This is a genomic window from Aeromonas salmonicida subsp. salmonicida (genome assembly GCF_001643305.1).
GTDB lineage: Bacteria > Pseudomonadota > Gammaproteobacteria > Enterobacterales > Aeromonadaceae > Aeromonas > Aeromonas salmonicida.
Genome location: NZ_LSGW01000021.1, coordinates 1 through 18,032, shown reverse-complemented (window position 1 = coordinate 18,032; position 18,032 = coordinate 1). Strand labels below are relative to the sequence as shown.

The following is an 18,032-nucleotide window of genomic DNA, read 5'->3' as shown; positions in this document are numbered from 1 at the left end:
TGAAATACTTCATGGATACCGTGTCTCCTTTCCCCGGGAATGGCTATGGCACAGCGAAGGTGTAGAACTATTAGGATCAGTTATTTAGACGAACGGTTATTGAGCGGGATGGATGTCCTGCATACCCCTATCTGGGTTTATGACATCCGGCATCATCATATTTACTGGGCCAACCGTACCGCATTGGGGGTATGGGAAGCCAGCTCGCTTGCCGAACTGCAAGCGCGGGACTTCTCTGCCGACATGGCTGCCGCCATCGATCTGCTGCTGCAACGCTACCTCGGTGATTTCCAGCAGGGGCGCAGTTACAGCGAGTGGTGGACGCTCTCCCCCAAGGGGATCAAAAAACAGATCTACCTGCGGTTGTCTGGCATTCAGCTGGCCGGCCGCCTGATGATGATGACAGAGGCGGTGATCGACGCCGATACCCTCTATCAGGAGTCCTCCCTCGCTACCGGCGATACCCTTGCCTGTCTATTTGACAATCAGGGGCGGCTCGAAAGTGGCAACCACCACTTCGACACCTGCTTCGGCAATCAGGTCAGTCAGCTCTCCCAGGTGTTTTCCGGCAACAATGAAGCTTTCTACCAGAAGCTCTCACGCCTCGACGAGGTGGTGGCAGAAGGGGAGTGTCGTACCCGGAAGGGGATGCGCTGGTTCCAGTATCAGTTTCGGCATATCCAGCAGGGGGCACAGATATTGCTCACCATGCGCGATATTACCGACCGCAAACTCGAAGAGCTGGAGCACCGCCATCTGGCCTGGCACGACTCGCTCACCGGGCTGCTCAATCGCTATGGTCTGATGAAGTCCCTCGAGGCTTATTGCGGCATGGGCGGGCGCTTTGCGCTGGTGTTCATGGATTTGGACAACTTCAAGCTGGTCAACGACAACTATGGCCACAAGGCAGGCGATCGCCTGCTGGAACGGGTGGCTGGTAGGCTCAAGCAAGTCTGTCCGCGCGATGTGGAGCTGGCGCGCCTCGGCGGTGACGAGTTTACCGCCCTGGTGCCGCTGGCCCATTCCAGCGACAGGGCGCAGGAGGTAGCCGATCTCATGCTCTCCCAGATGACCAAACCGTTGCAGCTGAGCGGTGTGCCCGAAGTGACCATAGGCGGCAGCATAGGCATAGCCATCTACCCGGACGATGCGGATGACGGTGACACCCTCATTACTCGCGCCGACATGGCCATGTATCAGGCCAAGCAGATGGGACGCCTGCGCTGGCAGCGGTTTACCCCCAGCATGCAGCAGACCTTACATCGCAAGCTGACCCTGAAGCAGTTTCTGGCCAAGGCCATCGGTCGGCAGGAGCTGAGCCTCTGTTATCAGCCCCAGGTGGATGTGGCACAGGGCAAACTGATTGGCTTTGAAGCACTGCTGCGCTGGCACAATCCCGTCCTTGGCCATGTCTCACCAGTGGAGTTCATTCAGCTGGCCGAGGAGATGGGCCTTATTCGGGAGATAGGCAGCTGGGTGCTCTCGACGGCACTGGCCCAGATGGCCCATTGGCAGCAAGCATGTCAAGTAAGGGTGCCTGTGTCGGTCAATCTCTCCGGTTTCCAGCTATCTACCTCCTTGCCGGAACTGGTGGCCCAGCAACTCAAGGCGTATGGCGTGGATGCCAGCCTGCTTACCCTGGAGCTGACCGAAACCGTCTTGATGCTGGACATGAAAGGCTGCATCGAGATCCTCGATGGCCTGAGCGAGCAGGGCATCAAGATCGCCATCGACGATTTTGGTACCGGCTATTCGTCGCTGGCCTACCTGAACCGGCTGCCCATCGATACCATCAAGCTGGACCGCTCATTCGTGGTGGGGCTGAACCTGCCGGTGATCCGGGCCACAGTGGCCATGGCAACCAGCCTGGGGCTTGGCATCATGGCGGAAGGAGTGGAAGATGAAAACGAGCTCGCAGCGCTGCGAGCTCAGGGTTGCCACGTCTTTCAGGGCTTTCTGTTCAGCAAGCCGATGACGGTGGCTTAGGTAGAAGAGAATCGGTTTGCGGTCTGCTGCAAGGCTGGTACTTATCCATTGGCGGAATAGGTTCAACGCAGATGCCGTCATCCTCCTCCGGGATGGTCTTGGGCCGCTGCGTTTTTTTGGGTAGAGTGTGGCCTTCTTCCAGGAGGCATCATGAACCCGACCATCGACCTTATTCTCTCCCACAGATCCATCCGCCAGTTTACGCCTGAGCCCATTACGCCGGTGCAGCTTGACCAGATCCTGAGCGCCGCTCAGTCGGCATCCAGCTCCAGCTTCCTGCAGGCCAACAGCATAGTTCGGGTGACGGACCAGGCCTTGCGTACCCTGCTCGCCGAACTGGCGGGGCATCAGGCATATGTTGCCCAGGCCGCCGAGTTTCTGGTGTTCTGCGCCGATTATCAGCGCCACACCCAGATAGTGGCAGATGCCCAGACCGGCTTTGTCGAACAACTGCTGATCGGTGCCATTGACGGTGCTTTGATGGCCCAGAATGCCCTGCTGGCAGCCCAATCACTGGGGCTGGGTGGCGTTTATATCGGTGGTATCCGCAACAATCCAGCCGCCGTGAGCGAGGCGCTGGGCTTACCCCATCAGGTAATACCACTGTTTGGTCTGTGTCTGGGCCATCCGGCGCAGGAGCCAGAGCAGAAGCCCCGTCTGCCGAGGGCACTGGTGGTACATGAGAACCACTATAGCGCCGAGCTGGATCGCCCCTTGCTCGCACAATATGATCAGCAGATCCAGTCGTACTATGAGGCCCGCAGCAGCAACAACAAGCAGCAGACCTGGAGCAGCCAGATCCGGTCCGTTCTCGGCAAAGAGGCGCGTCCTTTCATGCAGGAATTCCTGCAATCGAAAGGGTTCAACCTCAAGTAATGGGCCCGATGGGCGATACTATGAGGTAATGACAGTGTTGCCATCGCTGCATGATCCTGAGCTCCTCTGTCTGTTTTGAGACAGGGGAGGATAATAAATCGTGGGTAAGCTCTGCGGTGCGGGCTACCTTAAGTGGGTAAGCTGTTGTAGGATCACGCAATTGGATTGGGACAGGAGTTTGGACATCCTATGATTTTAACCTTGGTATTGCTGTCTATTGGCGCACTCCTGTTTCTGGTTATCGCCTATAACGTGATGCAGCAATATAAGCAGAAGGCAGAAGCCGACAAGCGCCAGACGATTGCTCGTCACAAGGCGGTGGCGGACGAGACCGAAGAGGTGCTGCTGAATGTCAATTTGGTGCCCTTCTCCAAGAACATAGTGCTGCTGCTGCAACACCGGATCCTGGATGCTTACCGGGCGATCGCCCTGGTGATGCCCAATGGTCAGATCAAGCAGCGTATCGCCGATGTGCAGACCCAGATAAAGAATGTGCAGGACAACTACAGTAGCCAGGATGAAGCCCACTTCAAGACCCCCGAATCCGACCGTCAGGCCATTCAGATGCTGCAACTGGTCAAGAAGATGCGGGCAGTGCTGCGTGTTGAGCACAACAAGGGCAAGATAGACCCTCACGGTTTTGCTCAGGAAGATCGTCGCCTTGAGCTGATGCAGCTCAAGATCAACATCGCCAACCTGGTCAAACGGGCCATGGATGCGCAGATCCAGGGGCAGTACGGCACCTGCCGCCAGCTCTATACCAAGGGGCTTGCCGCCTTGGCCAGCGTGTCCGACAAGGACCCCTATCTGATGGCCAGGGAAGAGGATATGCGGCAAGGTCTGCAAGGCCTTGATGAACATTTGCAGCAGCACAGCGATAAAGAGCTGCAGAACATCAAGGACAAAGAGGCTGACGAACTGGACGTCCTGTTCCAACCCAAGAAGAAATGGTGATCATGTTCCACCCACTCGATACCACTTTGGGGCCCATGGCCCCATTTGTTTGTCAGCTATTGGCTGAGCTGGACCAACTGGCAGTTCACGTCGATAACATCAATGTTGACCACCTCTGTTACCGGGCGGCGAGTCTGGCCGAGTATCAGAAGCTGAATGCCGAACTGGCGACACAGGGCACCCTGCTGGTGGAAGGCATGATTGGGGGGCGCCCCATCGCCACCTATCAGCTTTACCAGTCCGTGTTATGTGGTCATGTCAGCGTTCCCTGCATAGAACTGGCCGCGCCCAAACCGGGGCGCAACCATCAGGCAGGTCTGGAGCATATCGAGCTGGTGGTGCCTTCACTGCATGAACTGGTGGCCGTGTATCCCGATCTGCCGTTCAAGACCGCGAATATCGATGACCTTCGCAACCCGGATGTGGGCCTGATGCTGGCCTCTGGTCAGATCAAGTTTCACCTGCGATCCTTGGCCGAGGTGATTGAGGAAGAGTTGCATACCGGCGCCGTTGTGCCTGTGCCTGCTGGTTACTACGACGGTATCTGATCCGTGCAGGGGGAGGCGTTTCATGTTTTCCCCTGTTGTTGTCGTCAGGTATGGCAGGCTCGGGGGCGAGCGCTGCGCCCCTTCAGATGACCTAGCCAGAGGCTCAAGCCCGCTGTGATCACCAGTACCAGCTCGATGCCGAGCACCAATCCTCCCAAGCCACCCCGCTCCCAGAAAGGGTGAAGGTAGAGGCCTCCCAGGCTTGCGCCCAGATAATACCCCACCAGATAGAGTGACGATGCCAGCGCCCGATTGTGCTCCACGTGCTGACCGACCCAGGCACTGGCACAGGCGTGGGCAAGAAAGAAACCGAAACTTGAGATGAGCAACCCCGTCAGTATGGCTGCCAGCGAGCCATGCAGCAGCAGCGCACTGCCCAGCGCCATCAGCGAGATCCCCGCCAGCAGCAGGCGCTGTGCCCCCCAGCAGTGAGCACAACGGCCGCTCAAGGAGGAGGCGACAGTGCCCGACAGATAGGTCAGGAACAGCATGCCGAGCCACTGGGTGGGCAGGGAGAAAGGGGCCTTGGCCAGCAGGAAGGTGAGGTAGCTGTACTGGTTCAAAAACACCATGAAGTTGAGCCCGCCGATGAGATAGGCACCGACCAGCAGCGGATTGCCGAGATGGCTGCTGATGGCCCGCTGGAATTGACCGGGCTCTGCAACAACGGGCACAAAGCGGGTCTGGGCGGGCAATAACCAGATGACGAGGGGCAGCAGGATCAGGCTTATCAAGCCAATGCCGAGAAAGGTGTGTTGCCAGTCGCCAAACCAGCCTGCCAGCAAGCCGCCGACGACACGGCCCGCTATGCCCCCGAGCGAGTTGGCGGCGATGTAGACACCGACGGCTGAGAGGAGGGCACGCTTGCTGAATTCTTCTCCCATATAGGCGATGGCAGTGGCGGGTAACCCGGCCAGCAGTACCCCCTGCAATATCCTCAACAGCAATAACTGCTCAAACTGGTTTACCAAGCTGATGAGCAGGGAGAGCAAAATAGCTCCGCCCAGGGTCCACAGCATGATACGGCGCCGGCCGAACCTGTCCGCGAGGCGGGCGCAAATCAGCAGGGAGGTGGCAAGCCCCGCAGTGCAGCCAGCCAGTGTCCAGCCTGCCGACAGCGAGCTGACGGAGAAGACATTTGCCAGCAGTGGCAGCAAGGGGTGGGTCTGGTAGAGGTTGAGAAATACCAGGAAGGAACCCAGGCTCAGGGCCAGGGTGGCGCGCATCCATTCGCGGCTACCTACTTCGATCATGTGCAGTTGTCCTGACGGCTTTTGTGCAGAGTAGTGCGCCACAGGGCATAAATATAATATATTTAAGTTATCCATCTAATAAGATTAATTGATATGGACTTGAAGCAGCTCACCTATTTGCTGGCGGTACGGGATGCCGGTTCCTTCACTAAGGCGGCCAATGGCCTCCATATAGCCCAGCCAGCCATCAGCATGGCCATTGCCAAGCTGGAGCTGCGGCTGTTCGACAGGCAGGATCGCAACGTGCGGCTTACTCCGGAGGGGGAGGTGCTCTGTCGTCATGCCGAGCGGCTGTTATTGCAGATGCATCAGGCAGAAGCCGAGATGGCCGAGCTGAAAGGGCTGGAGCGTGGCGAGGTGCGCATCGGTATCCCCTACATGATGGGTTCTTACTATTTTCCTCCGATCCTGATGGCCTTCAAGCATCGTTACCCCGGTCTGAAGATCCGGGTAGAAGCGGCTGGCTCACGCGAGTTGCTGAGCCGCATGGTGGATGGCACCCTGGATCTGGCCATCCTGATCACCAGCGATCTGCCACCTGCGCTGGAAGGTGCCCAGTTGCTGCGCGAAGAGATGTTGATGGTGGTGGGGGAAGAGCATCCGTTGCGATATGCTCAGGCCGTGTCACTGACCCAGTTTTTTGACCAGGAGCTGGCCATGTTCCGACGAGGTTTTTATCACCGTGAACACATGGAAGCATTGGCTCAGGAGCTGGGGTGTGAGCCTGACATTGCGTTTGAAAGCAATCTGATCCCCCTGCTCAAGGCGGTGGTCAAGCAGGGATTTGCGGTGACTACCTTCCTGCGGATGGTGCTGGATGAGGAGCCTTCACTCACTGGAATCTCGTTTGCTCCCCCCATTTTTCTTGATCTCTGTGTGGCGTGGCGGCGTGGCGATCCGCTCTCCATGGCGAACCGTGCCCTGCGTGATTTCCTGCTGGCGCAAGCCAAGCCATAAATGGCCAAGAAGGAAAGGCTATCAGGCAAAAGTTTGTTAGTATTAGTTCAAGTCGCCTTTAGAGCCTAACATCATGAAACTCCAACAGTTGCGTTATATCGTTGAGGTTGCCAATCACAGACTGAACGTGTCGGCAACGGCAGAGAGCCTCTACACCTCTCAGCCAGGGATCAGCAAGCAGGTGCGCATGCTGGAAGATGAGCTGGGTATCCAGATTTTCGAGCGCAGCGGCAAGCATCTGACCCAGATCACTCCGGCAGGGCGGGACGTGATCAAGATTGCCAACGAGATCCTGGGCAAGGTGGAGAGCATCAAATCGGTGGCGAGCCAGCATACCCATCCCGAGCAAGGCACGCTGCATATTGCGACCACCCATACCCAGGCTCGTTATGCGCTGCCCGATGTGATCAAGGGCTTCATCAAGCGCTTCCCCAAGGTGTCTCTGCACATGCACCAGGGTACCCCGACCCAGATCAGTGAAGCCGTGGTCAAGGGGCAAGCTGACTTTGCCATCGCCACCGAGGCGCTGCACCTGTATGAAGATCTCATCATGCTGCCTTGCTACCACTGGAATCGCAGCGTCATTGTTCCCAAGGGACACCCCTTGACCCAGGTTGGCAAGCTCTCCATTGCCGATATCGCCCGCTTCCCGCTGGTGACCTATGTGTTCGGATTTACCGGCCGCTCCGAGCTGGATCTCGCCTTCAATCGGGCCGGTTTCGAGCCCAATATCGTCTTTACCGCGACCGATGCCGATGTGATCAAAACCTATGTTCGACTGGGCGTCGGGATAGGGGTGATGGCGACCATGGCGCTGGATCAGCAGGTTGATACCGATTTGGTGGCACTCGACGCCAGCCATCTGTTTGCTCACAGCACCACCAAGATAGGATTTCGTAAAGGATCTTTCCTGCGCACCTATATGTATGACTTCATGACCCGTTTTGCCCCGCACCTGACCCGGGATGTGGTGGAGCGCGCCATCGCGCTGCGCTCCAGCGATGACGTGGATGCCATGTTTGCCGATATAGAGCTGCCGGTTCGCTAGCGTCATGCCAGCCAGCAGCTTGAATCAATAAAAACGCCTCCCGATGGGAGGCGTTTTTATGCCAGCGTCTGATCACCGGAGTCATTTTCTGAACCTGTGATCCAGCTTGTTCGCTTTGGCCAAAAGGCAGGCCTCGTTGTGAGGCTCACTTCTTGAACATGTGGTCCAATTTATTCGCTTTGGTCGAGAGGTAGAACTCGTTGTGAGGATTGCGGCCTTCCTGCAGGGGAACTCGCTCCGTCACCGGAATGCCAAAGCTCTCCATCGCCTTCATCTTGCGTGGATTATTGGTCATCAGGCGCAGGCTGGTGACGTTCAACGCCTTGAGCATATCGGCACAGATGGTGTAGTCGCGCATGTCGGCAGCAAAGCCCAGCGCCACATTGGCTTCGACGGTATCGGCGCCCTGATCCTGCAGATGATAGGCCCGGATCTTGTTGAGCAGGCCGATGCCACGCCCTTCCTGGCGTACATACAACAAAACGCCACGACCCGCTTTGGTGATGTTCTCCATGGCGGCCTGCAATTGGAAGCCGCAGTCGCAGCGAAGGCTGAACAAGGCATCTCCGGTCAGGCATTCAGAGTGAATACGGCCCAGCACTGGCTCATCGCCCTTGACGTCGCCCATCACCAGCGCAGCATGATCCTTGCCGGTGCCGGCTTCCTGAAAGCCTACCAGCGTGAAGGTGCCCCAGGGGGTCGGCAACTTGGATTTGGCCACGAGGGTAACGCTGCTCATAGGTTGCTCCTTACTACAGCTGCTTAAAAAGGGCGGCCAGTTTAGCGCGCCTTGTCCATAACAACCATAAGAACAAAACCTTGTGCTATTTAATGACTTGAGCAGTTGTATATAAACAACGCAGTCGCGACGGCTTTTGCGCAAATGTGCGCCCTGACGACTGCCAGACTCGGCACATTTGGGTATAATCGGCGCCCATTACCTCATTCCCTCCGGGATGTGTGCAACAAGTGTGCAGGAGATAAGTTATGCCTCAGATGGCCCCCGTGATGACAATCGATGGCCCGAGTGGTGCCGGTAAAGGCACCTTGTGTCAGTTGCTGGCTGAAAAACTGGGTTGGCACCTGCTCGATTCCGGCGCCATCTACCGGGTATTGGCCCTGGCTGCCTTGCACCATGATGTGGAACTCGATTCTGAAGCTGCGCTGGTCCCCCTTGCTGCCAATCTGGATGTGCAGTTCCAGGTGGATAGCGAACAGGTCAAGGTGGTGCTGGAAGGGGAGGATGTCTCCCGCACCATTCGTACCGAAGAGGTGGGCAATGCCGCGAGCAAAATTGCTGCCTTTCCTCGGGTGCGTGAAGCCCTGCTGCGTCGTCAGCGTGCATTTCGTCAAACCCCTGGCCTGATTGCAGACGGCAGAGACATGGGTACCGTGGTTTTTCCGGACGCAGAGGTAAAAATTTTCCTCGACGCCAGTGCGGAAGAACGTGCCCAGCGCCGCTATAAGCAGTTGCAAGATAAGGGCTTTGATGTTAACTTTGAGCGTCTTTTAACCGAGATTCGGGAACGTGACGATCGCGACAGAAATCGCGCCGTAGCGCCCCTTAAAGCGGCAGAAGATGCTCTCGTGGTGGATTCTACCTCCATGACCATAGATGAAGTGCTGGCAACAGTGCTCGCCTATGCAGAGCAACAACTTGGTGATGCCAGCGCAAGCTGACATCCGGTCGTCTGCACCAAGGATGGCGCAGATTATTTAAAACAGCCCCGCTTGTGCCGGATTGCAAGTGGATGTTTCATTTGTGAAATAAACAATGATCGAATCTTTTGCTCAACTCTTTGAAGAGTCCCTGAACTCCGTTGAAACCCGTCAAGGTTCCATCGTCAAGGGTACTGTCGTTGCTATCGAGAACGGTTTCGTACTGGTTGACGCCGGTCTGAAATCTGAGTCCGCCATCCCGGCTGAAGAATTCAAGAACGCCCTGGGCGAGCTGGAAATCAGTGTGGGTGACACTGTTGACGTAGCTCTGGACTCTATCGAAGATGGTTTCGGCGAAACCAAGCTGTCCCGTGAAAAAGCCAAGCGCCACGAAGCCTGGCTGCAGCTTGAAAAAGCTTACGAAGAGCAAGCTACCGTTATCGGTATCATCAACGGCAAGGTCAAGGGTGGTTTCACCGTTGAACTGAATGGCATCCGTGCCTTCCTGCCGGGTTCTCTGGTTGACGTGCGTCCGATCCGTGACACCGCTCACCTGGAAAACAAAGAACTCGAGTTCAAAGTCATCAAGCTGGACCAGAAGCGCAACAACGTTGTTGTTTCCCGTCGTGCCGTGATCGAGACCGAGAACACCTCCGAGCGCGAGAGCCTGCTGGCTAACCTGCAAGAAGGTCAAGAAGTCAAGGGTATCGTCAAGAACCTGACCGACTACGGTGCATTCGTAGATCTGGGCGGTGTTGACGGCCTGCTGCACATCACCGACATGGCGTGGAAGCGCGTTAAGCATCCTTCCGAAATCGTCAACGTTGGCGACGAGATCGCAGTCAAGGTTCTGAAGTTCGACCGCGAGCGTACCCGTGTATCTCTGGGTCTGAAGCAGCTGGGCGAAGATCCCTGGGTTGCTATCGCCAAGCGTTACCCGGAGACCACCCGTCTGTCTGGCCGCGTGACCAACCTGACCGACTACGGCTGCTTCGTTGAAATCGAAGAAGGCGTTGAAGGCCTGGTACACGTATCCGAGATGGATTGGACCAACAAGAACATCCACCCGTCCAAAGTTGTTAACGTTGGCGACGTGGTTGACGTGATGGTTCTGGATATCGACGAAGAACGTCGTCGTATCTCCCTGGGTCTGAAGCAGTGCAAATCCAACCCGTGGCAGCTGTTTGCCGAAACTCACGCCAAGGGCGACCGTGTTTCCGGTAAAATCAAGTCTATCACTGACTTTGGTATCTTCATCGGTCTGGACGGCGGCATCGACGGTCTGGTTCACCTGTCTGACATCTCCTGGAACAACCAGGGTGAAGAAGCAGTTCGTGAATTCAAGAAAGGCGACGAGATCGAAGCCGTTGTTCTGCAAGTGGACCCAGAGCGTGAGCGCATCTCCCTGGGTGTCAAGCAGATCGAAGAAGACCCGTTCAATAAGTACCTGTCTGATAACAAGAAAGGTGCTATTGTGAAGGGTAAGGTTACCGAGGTTGATGCCAAGGGTGCCGTGATCGAACTGGCTGACGGCGTAGAAGGCTACCTGCGTGCCTCCGACGCTGCTCGTGACCGTGTCGAAGACGCGACTCTGGTACTGTCCGTTGGTGATGAAGTTGAAGCCAAGTTCATGGGCGTTGATCGTAAGAACCGCACCGTAAGCCTGTCTGTCCGTGCGAAGGACGAGGCTGACGAGCGTGTTGCTATCGATAGCCTGAACCAACAAGAAGAAGTTGTGTTCAGCAATGCTATGATGGAAGCGTTCAAAGCTGCCAAGGGTGAATAATCCTTGATGCAAGAAAAGGGCGGCTTCACGCCGCCCTTTTTTATATTGGCGTAATGAATATTGCATGTGATCGGGGAAGGAGATTTAACGTTATGACCAAATCAGATCTCATCGAACAATTGGCTGCGAGCCGCATGCATATGCCGGCCAAAGATGTCGAAGCTGCCATCAAGGAGATCCTTGAGCAGATGGCATCGACTTTGCAAAACGGCGACCGGATTGAAATCCGTGGATTTGGAAGTTTTTCACTGCACTATCGTGCCCCCCGCGTGGGTCGTAATCCCAAGACCGGGGACAAGGTTGAACTGACCGGGAAATATGTCCCTCATTTCAAACCTGGCAAAGAGTTGCGCGAGCGCGTGAACATTATTGAATAATGCAGAAAACGGCATACTTGGGTATGCCTTTTTTGTTTTTGTGGCTTCTCTTGTGTCAATTGTCTGGTTTCTCCAAGTCTTTTCCCATTCGCTCTAGAGTCTGCCCGTGATTTTAAGGATAATCAGCCTTTCATTAGATACTGACAGGGAGCTCCTATGAAGCGTATCTTGGCCCTCATTCCGCTGGTGCTGGTGTTTATTCTGACCCTGGCCATCGGTTCGCAAAATGGTCAGCTGGTGCAGTTCAATTATTTGATTGCTCAAGGGGAGTTTTCGCTCTCCATGTTGCTGGGCCTCTTCTTTGGCGGTGGCTTCCTGCTGGGCTGGCTGGTCTTTGGTCTGCTGTTCTTGCGTCTCAAGATGCAGAACCGCACTCTCAATCGCACCATGCGTCGTCAATCCCGCGAGTTGGAGCTGGCTCGGTCGACAGTCAAGGAATAATGTCCCTCGATGCTTGAACTGCTTTTCCTGCTGTTGCCCATTGCCGCCGGTTATGGCTGGTACATGGGGCGCAGGAGTGTTCGCCAGGACACCCAGAAACAGAGTAATCAATTCTCCCGCCAGTACGTGGCGGGCCTCAACTATTTGCTGTCTGACGAGTCGGACAAGGCGGTGGATCTTTTTATCCAGCTGCTGGAAGTGGACAGCGAAACCATCGAAACACACCTCTCTCTTGGCAACCTGTTTCGCCAGCGTGGCGAGGTGGACAGAGCCATCAAGATTCACCAGAACCTGGTCACCCGTCAGTTGACTCGTGAACAGCGTCAGCTTGCGTTGCAGGAGCTGGCCCGTGACTTTCTGGCTGCCGGTTTGCTCGACCGCGCCGAAGCGCTCTGGAACGAGCTGTGCGAAGACAGCGACTATGAAGAGACGGCGCTGGCCCAGTTGTTGATCATCCATCAGCAGTTGCGTGACTGGGACAAGGCCATCGATGTCGCAGTGCGACTGCAGAAATATCAGGGCAAGAAGCTGGCCGATCCCATTTCCCACTTCTATTGCGAACAGGCGGAGAGTGCCTTGCGTGATGGCGATGAGTCTATGGGGCGCGCCAAGCTCAAACGTGCGCTGGGGGTCAATCCTGCCTGTGCCCGTGCCAGCCTGCGCTTGGCCGAGCTGGCGATGGTGGCACAAGACTATGAACAGGCCGGTAAGGATCTGCTGCGGGTGTTCGAGCAGGACATGGATTTTGCCTCCGAAGCCATCCCTCACCTCACAGAGTGCTACCAGCGTCAGGGGCGTTCCCTCGAACTGATTCCCTTGCTGGAGCAGGCGGTGGAGGATCACGCCGGGGTGAGCGTGACTCTGGCCCTTGCCAAACTGGTGGAGGAGCGCGATGGCCTGAACCAGGCCCGTGCTCTGGTATTGCGTCAGTTGCGCCGTCACCCCTCCATGAAGGGGTTCTACCAGTTGGTGGGCTTTCAGCTGGCCAGCGCGGAGGAGGGGCCCGCCAAGGAGAGTCTGGAGCTGCTGCAACAACTGGTCGGCGATCAGATCAAGATCAAATCAACCCACAAGTGTCGGCAGTGTGGTTTTGCCACCCACTCGCTGTTCTGGCAATGCCCATCCTGTCGCCAGTGGGGTTCCATCAAGCCGATCCGTGGCCTGGATGGTGAGTAATCGATAGAAAATGAGATGCCAGGTACTTCCTGTGCTGCGGCAGCGCCATCAGGCCGGGTCTGGATGGTGAGCGACAAACCAGATAGTGATAACAATCAATAGGAAGTGAGATGCTAGATCCCAAAGTACTGGTAGCGCTGGATTATCAGCACGAGGCCGATGCCTTCGCGTTCATTGAACGTATCTCTCCGGCCCAGTGCCGCCTCAAGGTCGGCAAGGAGATGTTCACCCTGTTTGGTCCCCAGTTTGTACGTCAGCTGGTGGTCAGGGGATTCGATGTCTTTCTGGATCTGAAGTTTCACGACATTCCCAACACAGTGGCCAAGGCCGTGGCCGCCAGTGCCGAGCTGGGTGTCTGGATGGTCAATGTCCATGCCAGCGGTGGCGAGCGGATGATGCGTGCCGCCAAGGAGGCGCTGGCTCCCTATGGTGACAAGGCTCCCCTGTTGATCGGTGTGACAGTGTTGACCAGCATGGAGCAAGCCGACATGGCGCCGCTTGGTCTGGATGTGAGCCCTGCCGAGCAGGTGATCCGTCTGGCCACACTGGTCAAAACCTCGGGACTGGATGGGGTGGTCTGTTCCGCCAATGAAGCCCGCGAGCTGAAAGCCTTGCTTGGTGCAGACTTCAAGCTGGTGACGCCAGGTATTCGTCCTGCGGGCTCTGATGCAGGTGATCAGCGTCGGGTGATGACGCCGCGTGCTGCGATGGATGCAGGGGCTGACTATCTGGTGATTGGTCGACCCATCACTCAGGCAGATGATCCCGCCGCTACTCTCTCAAGCATCAATACCGAGCTGGCAGGGCGATAAGGTTTGAAGGGGACAGGCCGATTGACCGCCCGGCCTGTCCTGTTCTGCCGGCACGGCACTCTGCCGGTAGAAGTCACTCCTTGACGGTTTGGGTACCCAGACTGACGGGCAACAGGCCGAGCAATAGGCCCGCTCCCGAGCCAATCAGATGCGACTCTATGTGTACCCGTGCGCCGATAAGGGCAGATACCGGACTTCCCCCAGCGCTGTAGAAGTCCACCCCCAGTTTGATGGTCACCCCCAGCAACATCAGCCAGCCCGAATAGCGGCGATAGCGGATATCCTGCAAGGCTCCCCATACGAACAGGCCGTGCAAGGCTCCTGACAACCCCATATACCACTGGGTTTGCGGACACCACCACCAGATCCCGAGGCCGACGGCGCAACCCAAGAGCAACAGCAGTACCGGCAGGCGGCAACCCGTCAGGTATTCCCGAAACAGACTGTAGAGCACGCACAGACCGCTCAGGTTGAGCAGCAGGTGCCACAGATTGGTATGGGCCAGATTGCCTGTTATGATGCGCCACCCTTCGCCCTGGGCGATCAGGGCTCGCTCGAAGGAGAGCAGGTGATTCGGTACGGTGAAAAAGAGCAACAAGCTGGCGAGTGAAAGCGTGATAACCCAGAGCAATCCTGATTTTTCAGACAACATGAAACGGCCCAACGACAAGAACAGTCGATACTGTACACGTTGCACCAGAGCCCTCAAAGCCTGCCTTTGTGATTATATTCGGCAGGTATCCCATCTCGCTCCCCTTCATATTCTGCAGCACCCGAGCGAAGCAGGGCATCCCAAGGGTACAGCCGCTCTGCTGGCCGCGTCTCTGACCCGGGCCCGTATTCATGTGGGAGAAGACTTCGCCGGGGCTCAGTGGCTCAATGCCTTGCTGGCGGATCCCAAGATGCACTGTTATCTGCTCTGGCCCGACGAGCAGGCTCTGGGGCTGGATCAGGTGCGAGAGCGAATCGTGCAAAACGATGAGGGCGGCAAGGTCTGCTTCATCCTGCTCGATGGCACCTGGCGCAAGGCGTATCGCATGTTGCACAGCAATCCGGCCTTGCTGCGGTTGCCCAGGATCAAGCTCGGCGCCATCCCTGGCCAGTACTCCATTCGCAAGAAACCCTTTCCCGAGGCGCTGTCGACCCTGGAGGCTGGCTACCATCTGTTGTCCCAGTGGGAGGGAGAGCCCGAACGCTTCGCCCCGCTGATGACCCTCTTTACCCATTTAAACCAGCAGTGGCATGACTTTGCACAAGGTCGCCGCGTGTGAATTGCAAACCAGGAGTGATGAACGTGAAAAAAGCCGTCGTGGTATTCAGTGGTGGGCAGGACAGTACCACCTGTCTGGTACAGGCTCTGGCCCATTATGACGAGGTGCACGCCATTACCTTCGATTATGGCCAGCGCCATCGGGAGGAGATTGAGACTGCTCGCCGGTTGGCCACTCAGTTTGGGATCGCCGCCCACAAGGTGATGGATGTGACCCTGCTCAATGAACTGGCCGTCTCGGCCCTGACCCGGGACGAGATCCCGGTCAGTGGTGAATTGCAGGACAATGGCCTGCCCAACACCTTCGTACCGGGCCGCAACATATTGTTTCTGACCCTGGCGTCCATCTATGCCTACCAGGTGGGTGCCGAGGCGGTGATCACAGGGGTGTGCGAGACAGATTTCTCCGGCTACCCAGATTGCCGTGACGAATTCGTCAAGTCGCTCAATCAGGCCGTCTCTCTGGGGCTTGATCGCTGCATCCGTTTTGAAACCCCGCTGATGTGGCTCGACAAGGCTGAAACCTGGGCGCTGGCGGATTACTACGGCCACCTGGAGACGGTGCGCCAGCAGACACTCACCTGTTATAACGGCATTGCTGGCGATGGTTGCGGCACTTGCCCGGCTTGCGAACTGCGTAGCCGGGGGCTGGATCTGTATCTGGCCGACAAGGCGGGGATCATGGCCCGGCTGTACGAGAAAACCGGATTGTGTGAGAAAAGCGTACTGTGAGCCTGCGTCTTGCCCTTGCTTGGGGTATAATCCGCGACTTTTGCAACAAGCCGTGACCGTGATGCACTACCCAATCAACGAGATATTCCAGACCATCCAGGGGGAGGGCATCTTCACCGGCCTGCCCGCCATCTTCGTTCGCCTGCAAGGCTGCCCCGTGGGTTGTCCCTGGTGCGATACCCGTCATACTTGGATTGTCGATCCTGCTCGTGAAGTGGGGGTACAGGCGGTGCTGGACTGCTCCAACGAGTCTGATAGCTGGAGCAAGATGAGCACGGATCAGATCCTGGCCAGTTTCCAGCAGCTGGGTTATCAGGCTCGCCATGTGGTGATCACGGGGGGCGAGCCTTGCCTCTATGATCTGCATGAGCTCTCCACCGTCTTGCTGGCGGCGGGATATCAGGTGCAGATCGAAACCAGCGGTACCAGCGAGATCAAGACTCACGACAGTACCTGGGTCACAGTTTCGCCCAAGATTGGTATGAAGGGGGGCCTGCCCGTGCTGGTATCGGCGCTTGAGCGTGCCAACGAAATAAAGCACCCGGTCGCGACCGAGCGCCATATCGAGGAGCTCGATGCTCTGCTGGCAACCGCCACTTTGCGCCCGGATGTGGAAATTGCGCTGCAGCCCATCAGCCAGAAGCCCCGTGCGACCCAGCTGGCGATGGCAGTCTGTATTGCCCGTAATTGGCGGCTATCTATCCAGACTCATAAATATCTGGATATTGATTAATATGGAGTGGTTATCCGACGAGCGTGTGCTGCTCACCCTGGCCAACAAGATGCCTTACGGCAAATATCAGGGGCGGCGCATTATCGATATTCCGGAGCCCTATCTGGTGTGGATGGCACGCACCGGTTTTCCTGCCGGAGCGCTGGGCCAAACGCTGGCCCTTGCCTATGAAATCAAGCTGAACGGGCTCGAATCCATGATTGTTCCCATTATTAACAGGATGTCGGTATGAGGATATATACGAGGCAGGGCGATAAAGGCATGACCCGACTGGCCGATGGTGTGCAATTGGCCAAGGATGAGCTGCGGGTAGAAACCTATGGCTATATCGATGAATTGAATTCTCATATAGGTCTGCTCATTGCGGAGGTGCCCGCAGCTGAAACCGGGTTATTAGCCGACCTGGTATTATTGCAGCAAGAGTTGTTCGATTTGGGTGGGGAGTTGGCTTTTTCCAGCGATGGCCAGCATGAGGCCATCTGGCAGGTAAATAACGAATGGACCTTGCGCCTCGAGCAGCAAATCGATGCCTACAGCGCCAATTTACCTCTGCTGCGCAATTTCATTTTGCCTAGTGGTTCCCGTGCTGCGTCACAAGCTCACGTAGTGCGAACCCTGACCCGTCGCTGTGAGCGCCTGCTGCTGAGTTTGAGTCGTGCAGAGCAGATCAATCCGGCCATACTGCCCTATGTAAACCGGCTGAGTGACTGGTTCTTCACCATAGCCCGCTACCTGCTGGCCTGCACCGGGACGCCGGAAGTGCTCTGGGTCAAGGCGGCCGAACGGGGCTGATGGCGTTATATCAGGCAATAAAAAACCTCGCAGTGCGAGGTTTTTTATTGGTCGGTGATTTGCCAATCAGATGGCAAATTCCTCGATGGATTTGCCTTCGGCAACGGCCTTGGCAATCGCGGAAGGCATACGGCCCTGACCGGTCCAGGTTTTTTCAACACCATTATCCAGATAGCGGTATTTGGCAGGGCGTGGGGCACGCTTGCCTTTTTTCGCAGCCTTGGCTGGCTCGTTAGCCACTGTGCCAACCAGCTCGGCAGGATCAATGCCAGCGGCTTTCAGCATTTCGGTATATTCGTTAATTTTGCGCTGATGTTCTTCACGGGCCTGACGATCGGCGACTTCATCCTGCTGACGTTCGGCAACAATAGCAGAGAGTTTTTCCAGGCCTTCTTCCAATTGTTCCAGAGTCAACTCACGGCACGCTGCGCGCAAGCTACGGATATTCAGCAGTACTTTCAAAAATTCGTTCATAGTGTCCACCACGCGAGCAAAGGAGGGAATTAAATGAAAAGAGTAATTTTGGGTAATTTATACGCCAGCTTGCTATTAAATAGCTGTTCCGAATAGTAAATCACCGGAGGAAGGGAACTCAGTCCAGTTTGTGCGTTCTCATTATGCGCAAAACAAAA

At 56.4% G+C, this 18,032-nt stretch carries 21 protein-coding genes; 17 read left to right on the top strand and 4 right to left on the bottom strand.

What is annotated here, in order from left to right:
- Positions 1-108 precede the first annotated feature (108 nt).
- The 4 genes from AXW79_RS01740 to AXW79_RS01725 all read left to right on the top strand — a co-directional run bounded on the left by AXW79_RS01740 (position 109) and on the right by AXW79_RS01725 (position 4,364).
- Positions 109-1,986 (top strand): putative bifunctional diguanylate cyclase/phosphodiesterase, encoded by a 1,878-nt coding sequence (locus tag AXW79_RS01740; protein ID WP_005315022.1) that lies wholly within the window; start codon positions 109-111, stop codon positions 1,984-1,986.
- Between the two features lie 150 nt (positions 1,987-2,136).
- Positions 2,137-2,862 carry an oxygen-insensitive NADPH nitroreductase gene (gene nfsA / locus AXW79_RS01735; protein ID WP_005315023.1) on the top strand — a complete coding sequence of 242 codons (726 nt, stop codon included), beginning with the start codon at positions 2,137-2,139 and terminating at the stop codon, positions 2,860-2,862.
- A gap of 189 nt (positions 2,863-3,051) precedes the next feature.
- Entirely contained in the window at positions 3,052-3,816 is a 765-nt protein-coding gene (locus AXW79_RS01730; RefSeq protein ID WP_005315024.1) for a hypothetical protein, read from the top strand.
- Complete coding sequence (locus AXW79_RS01725; RefSeq protein ID WP_005315026.1) at positions 3,810-4,364, top strand: VOC family protein; 555 nt, start codon at positions 3,810-3,812, stop codon at positions 4,362-4,364. The genes AXW79_RS01730 and AXW79_RS01725 overlap by 7 nt, the downstream gene beginning before the upstream one ends.
- A gap of 44 nt (positions 4,365-4,408) precedes the next feature.
- Here AXW79_RS01725 and AXW79_RS01720 read toward each other — a convergent pair whose 3' ends face one another.
- Complete coding sequence (locus AXW79_RS01720) at positions 4,409-5,617, bottom strand: MFS transporter (protein WP_005315028.1); 1,209 nt, start codon at positions 5,615-5,617, stop codon at positions 4,409-4,411.
- 93 nt (positions 5,618-5,710) lie between these two features.
- Between AXW79_RS01720 and AXW79_RS01715 the strand changes: the two genes are divergently transcribed.
- Positions 5,711-6,574 carry a LysR family transcriptional regulator gene (locus AXW79_RS01715; RefSeq protein WP_005315031.1) on the top strand — a complete coding sequence of 288 codons (864 nt, stop codon included), beginning with the start codon at positions 5,711-5,713 and terminating at the stop codon, positions 6,572-6,574.
- Between the two features lie 73 nt (positions 6,575-6,647).
- The gene (gene cysB, locus AXW79_RS01710; protein WP_005315034.1) at positions 6,648-7,622 is read left to right on the top strand and encodes an HTH-type transcriptional regulator CysB; all 975 of its coding nucleotides are present in this window, start codon (positions 6,648-6,650) and stop codon (positions 7,620-7,622) included.
- 145 nt (positions 7,623-7,767) lie between these two features.
- On the opposite strand, the gene ribA is transcribed toward cysB, so the two are convergent.
- On the bottom strand, positions 7,768-8,361 hold the full coding sequence (gene ribA / locus AXW79_RS01705; protein ID WP_005315038.1) for a GTP cyclohydrolase II: 594 nt from the start codon (positions 8,359-8,361) through the stop codon (positions 7,768-7,770).
- A gap of 248 nt (positions 8,362-8,609) precedes the next feature.
- Between ribA and cmk the strand changes: the two genes are divergently transcribed.
- From cmk to pyrF, 6 genes are all read left to right on the top strand, one after another.
- Complete coding sequence (gene cmk / locus AXW79_RS01700; RefSeq protein ID WP_005315040.1) at positions 8,610-9,302, top strand: (d)CMP kinase; 693 nt, start codon at positions 8,610-8,612, stop codon at positions 9,300-9,302.
- 94 nt (positions 9,303-9,396) lie between these two features.
- Positions 9,397-11,067 (top strand): 30S ribosomal protein S1, encoded by a 1,671-nt coding sequence (gene rpsA, locus AXW79_RS01695; RefSeq protein ID WP_005315043.1) that lies wholly within the window; start codon positions 9,397-9,399, stop codon positions 11,065-11,067.
- Positions 11,068-11,159: 92 nt separating this feature from the next.
- Complete coding sequence (gene ihfB, locus AXW79_RS01690; RefSeq protein ID WP_005299934.1) at positions 11,160-11,444, top strand: integration host factor subunit beta; 285 nt, start codon at positions 11,160-11,162, stop codon at positions 11,442-11,444.
- Positions 11,445-11,600: 156 nt separating this feature from the next.
- Positions 11,601-11,885, top strand: a complete 285-nt coding sequence (locus AXW79_RS01685; protein ID WP_005315045.1) for a LapA family protein — start codon at positions 11,601-11,603, stop codon at positions 11,883-11,885.
- 9 nt (positions 11,886-11,894) lie between these two features.
- Positions 11,895-13,061, top strand: coding sequence for a lipopolysaccharide assembly protein LapB (gene lapB, locus AXW79_RS01680; RefSeq protein WP_005315046.1), 1,167 nt, complete (start codon positions 11,895-11,897; stop codon positions 13,059-13,061).
- Positions 13,062-13,171: 110 nt separating this feature from the next.
- The gene (gene pyrF / locus AXW79_RS01675; RefSeq protein ID WP_005315048.1) at positions 13,172-13,873 is read left to right on the top strand and encodes an orotidine-5'-phosphate decarboxylase; all 702 of its coding nucleotides are present in this window, start codon (positions 13,172-13,174) and stop codon (positions 13,871-13,873) included.
- A gap of 73 nt (positions 13,874-13,946) precedes the next feature.
- Here the strand turns inward: pyrF and rrtA are convergent, their stop codons facing one another.
- Complete coding sequence (rrtA, locus tag AXW79_RS01670) at positions 13,947-14,525, bottom strand: rhombosortase (RefSeq protein WP_011898635.1); 579 nt, start codon at positions 14,523-14,525, stop codon at positions 13,947-13,949.
- On the opposite strand from rrtA, the gene AXW79_RS01665 reads away from it, so the two are divergent.
- The 5 genes from AXW79_RS01665 to AXW79_RS01645 all read left to right on the top strand — a co-directional run bounded on the left by AXW79_RS01665 (position 14,455) and on the right by AXW79_RS01645 (position 17,400).
- The gene (locus AXW79_RS01665; RefSeq protein WP_085941447.1) at positions 14,455-15,144 is read left to right on the top strand and encodes a tRNA-uridine aminocarboxypropyltransferase; all 690 of its coding nucleotides are present in this window, start codon (positions 14,455-14,457) and stop codon (positions 15,142-15,144) included. The two genes, rrtA and AXW79_RS01665, sit on opposite strands and share 71 nt — an antisense overlap.
- Before the next feature lie 23 nt (positions 15,145-15,167).
- Positions 15,168-15,875 carry a 7-cyano-7-deazaguanine synthase QueC gene (queC, locus tag AXW79_RS01660; protein WP_005315057.1) on the top strand — a complete coding sequence of 236 codons (708 nt, stop codon included), beginning with the start codon at positions 15,168-15,170 and terminating at the stop codon, positions 15,873-15,875.
- Positions 15,876-15,936: 61 nt separating this feature from the next.
- On the top strand, positions 15,937-16,608 hold the full coding sequence (queE, locus tag AXW79_RS01655; protein WP_005315059.1) for a 7-carboxy-7-deazaguanine synthase QueE: 672 nt from the start codon (positions 15,937-15,939) through the stop codon (positions 16,606-16,608).
- Between the two features lies 1 nt (position 16,609).
- Positions 16,610-16,840: a DUF3820 family protein gene (locus tag AXW79_RS01650; protein ID WP_005315061.1), complete on the top strand. Its 231-nt coding sequence runs from the start codon at positions 16,610-16,612 to the stop codon at positions 16,838-16,840.
- A complete protein-coding gene (locus AXW79_RS01645) occupies positions 16,837-17,400 on the top strand; it encodes a cob(I)yrinic acid a,c-diamide adenosyltransferase (RefSeq protein ID WP_011898638.1) in 564 nt (187 codons plus the stop codon). Before AXW79_RS01650 ends, AXW79_RS01645 begins: the two co-directional genes overlap by 4 nt.
- Positions 17,401-17,466: 66 nt before the next feature.
- Here AXW79_RS01645 and AXW79_RS01640 read toward each other — a convergent pair whose 3' ends face one another.
- Entirely contained in the window at positions 17,467-17,874 is a 408-nt protein-coding gene (locus AXW79_RS01640) for an H-NS family histone-like protein (RefSeq protein WP_005315078.1), read from the bottom strand.
- Positions 17,875-18,032: the final 158 nt, after the last annotated feature.